General features: G+C 35.6%; 3 protein-coding genes. 1 reads left to right on the top strand and 2 read right to left on the bottom strand.

What is annotated here, in order from left to right:
* The first annotated feature begins 142 nt into the window (after positions 1-142).
* On the top strand, positions 143-1,096 hold the full coding sequence (locus L656_RS0119075; RefSeq protein ID WP_024598675.1) for an IS110 family transposase: 954 nt from the start codon (positions 143-145) through the stop codon (positions 1,094-1,096).
* Positions 1,097-1,117: 21 nt separating this feature from the next.
* On the opposite strand, the gene L656_RS0119070 is transcribed toward L656_RS0119075, so the two are convergent.
* A complete protein-coding gene (locus L656_RS0119070; RefSeq protein WP_024600384.1) occupies positions 1,118-1,549 on the bottom strand; it encodes a hypothetical protein in 432 nt (143 codons plus the stop codon).
* A gap of 289 nt (positions 1,550-1,838) precedes the next feature.
* On the bottom strand, positions 1,839-2,270 hold the full coding sequence (locus tag L656_RS0119065; RefSeq protein ID WP_024600383.1) for a hypothetical protein: 432 nt from the start codon (positions 2,268-2,270) through the stop codon (positions 1,839-1,841).
* Positions 2,271-2,310 lie beyond the last annotated feature (40 nt).

Here is a 2,310-nt window from a genome sequence, read left to right as displayed (position 1 = left end):
CTTTTATACAGTAGTTCGATTGATTGAAGGCTCCTCTATTGAGAGACCGATAACAAGAAAGAACGCTGTATAAACTCCAAGCATTAAACTCGGATAGTCAACGGGGCCTCGAGCCCGAATCGCAAGGCAGAGTCAGCTTATTATGAATACACTCAATAATCAAAATGAAATTAACGTCGGTGTCGATACAGGTAAAACTCAACTCGATATTTACATCCGACCTTTAGATATATATTTCACCGTAGAAAACAATGACGGCGGCATTAAACACGCTATAAAAACACTAAAAAAGCACCCAATAACGCGTGTTACTATTGAAGCAACTGGGCGCCTTGAACACCCCTTTATTATGGCGTGTGCTCAAGCGAATATCCCTTTCGTTGTTGCTAATCCCGTTAATATTAAACGTTTCGCAGGCGCTATTGGCCAAAAAGCAAAAACAGATAAACTTGATGCGCAACTCATCGCTCATTTTGGTGAAGCAATAAAGCCACCACTCTCTTCTTTAAAGCCAGAGCAGATGCGCTTGATGAGTGATTTACTTTCTAGAAGAAGGCAGTTAATGGATATGCAAACGATGGAGAAAAATCGTTCACAAATAATGCCAAAAACAATATCATCACTAATAAAACCTATCCTAACGGCATTAAAAAATCAGATTGAAAAAGTAGATTTGAAACTACAAAAACTCATCAAAGAATGTGACGAATATAAGGTCAAGAATGACATTATTCAAAGTGTGCCTGGCGTTGGGAATGTTGTCGCATTTAACTTACTTAGTGACATGCCTGAGCTTGGGTGTGTAAACAATAAAGAGGCTGCATCACTGGTTGGTGTTGCACCATTTAATCGAGAAAGTGGTGCTTATCAGGGTAAACGGATGATACGAGGTGGACGGCCAAAAATTAGAACCGCAATGTATATGGCAATGATGTCAGCTATCCAATGTAACCCTAAATTTAAAGCTATTTATCATCGGCTAGTCGCGGCAGGGAAACCTAAGAAAGTGGCTATTATTGCCTGTATAAGAAAGCTTATAGTAATCATAAATTCTATGGTGAGGGATGGTGTCATGTGGGATCCTAAAATGGTTTGAAATTAGGAATTGACACCATAGTCACTTGTTAGTTGTGCTTTTAAACAGATCGAATTTAGAAATGATATAAATAGGCTCTTTTTTACTTTCTACTTTATAAAGATATTGATTTTTTAAAAAATTAGTTTTTTCTTTTATTAGGTTGATTTGCCCCCAAGGAATTAAAAATTTATTGGGAAATAGTAGAATCAACATCTTATTTTGACCTATGAACAAACCTTGTTTACATGGTTTTATATTTAGAAAATTTCTATATTCACTGTTTTTCTCCTGAGAAAAGTCCGCAACATTTGTCAGGTTAATACTTTTTGATTTAAAAAGTGAACGTTCAGAAATACATAAATCCGTTTTGTACTCTTTTGCTAGTTTAGGGTAAAATCCAACAATGCTTTGTACATAATTTACTAGAACAAAGAAGAATAAAAAAAGAATTAAACCTATGAGAAACTCCATTTTTAAAACTCCAAAAATCTATTCCATACTACAGGGTGAATTTAAGCCAACTAACGAGGCTGTAGAATAACTCCAACAATCAAATTCAATTAAAAAACGAGTTCCTCAAATCAACTCTAAGCGCTTTAAAAGCATTAGGTAATGCATTTGGAAACCATAAAACAGGCTGTTTTCTTAAAAAAGAGTAATTCTACAGCCTCAACGCCCACTTAAGCGGACAAAAATAGCTGGTTAAAATGTGAAGCGAAGCGGAACCTGAGTAACTGTTTTTGTTGCATTTTAAGTGCTTTTAAGGTTTTATTAACTCTGCCCATTTGTTGTTTAAAAAGCCAGTCTCTTGCCCAACTGACATTATTACTGGACTGATATTATTAGTTTTAGGCAACTCGAAAACTACGTCATAGATGGTTATATCTTTAGCACTTATACCATTAGATTTAGCCCATTCTAGAATAGCAGGATCTTTAGTATCAACGATACTCGCTTTGTCGAGCGCCTTAAAAAATACATAGTGCTCTAATTCAGATTCAATTTTCGTTGGGTTGCGTTTAATAGAAAATTCAAGAACAAGAAGTTCAGGCTTATTGCTGTACAGTTGAGAAATATAACTTTCAGCTTTGTTTTTATATGCAGCTTCTGTATTCCAGAATTCATCAATTTCATTCGAATACGCGAATGTTGAAATAAATACGAGGAAAATAAAAGGTAGTTTAAATTTCATCCGTGACTCCAGAAAACCCTAACGCCTGCATTTGCGGCGG

Origin of the sequence: Pseudoalteromonas sp. TAE56 (assembly GCF_000497955.1) — a bacterium.
Lineage (GTDB): Bacteria > Pseudomonadota > Gammaproteobacteria > Enterobacterales > Alteromonadaceae > Pseudoalteromonas.
The sequence above is the reverse complement of the archived record's forward strand: the minus strand, read 5'-3'. Positions and strand labels throughout refer to the sequence as shown.

Coding starts and splice junctions, on each gene's coding strand:
- L656_RS0119075 (WP_024598675.1), top strand. CDS start 143: ATGAATACACTCAATAATCAAAATGAAATTAACGTCGGTGTCGATACA.
- L656_RS0119070 (WP_024600384.1), bottom strand. CDS start 1,549: ATGGAGTTTCTCATAGGTTTAATTCTTTTTTTATTCTTCTTTGTTCTA.
- L656_RS0119065 (WP_024600383.1), bottom strand. CDS start 2,270: ATGAAATTTAAACTACCTTTTATTTTCCTCGTATTTATTTCAACATTC.